The organism is Mesorhizobium sp. M4B.F.Ca.ET.203.01.1.1, assembly GCF_004791025.1.
GTDB lineage: Bacteria > Pseudomonadota > Alphaproteobacteria > Rhizobiales > Rhizobiaceae > Mesorhizobium > Mesorhizobium abyssinicae.
Window position 1 is genome coordinate 1 of the sequence record NZ_SRUO01000130.1, and the last position, 359, is coordinate 359.

Sequence of the window (359 nt, forward strand, 5' to 3'; positions counted from 1 at the left end):
GCGCGGCGGTAGTCGCTAAAACCGAGATACTGCATGGCCGACAGGCAGATGACCAGGAAACCCAGCGTGAGCAGCGCGAGCACCGCCTGGCACAGCCAGGGGTCGGGATCCTTGGTATAGCGCCAGAACGCGACGACATGGGCGACGAGCACGAGGATGCCGCAGGCGACGGTGAGCACGAAGCGCGCGCGCGGAGCGGTGAACCAGATCGCTAGCATAGTGATGCTGAGGCATGTGCCCGACAGCGCCGCCGCGAGCAGAAGCGAACTAAAATCCAACATTGTTTAGCCGCAGCCTTTTGGGAGTCGTCAGTGACGCCGCATTCTAGGTTAACGGCGGCCCGCTGATACCGTTTTCAG

General features: G+C 62.1%; 1 pseudogene. It reads right to left on the reverse strand.

The features are described 5' to 3' along the window. Nucleotides 1-281 (reverse strand): annotated as a pseudogene (locus EN846_RS33965) (GGDEF domain-containing protein); the annotation flags it as partial. Nucleotides 282-359 lie beyond the last annotated feature (78 nt).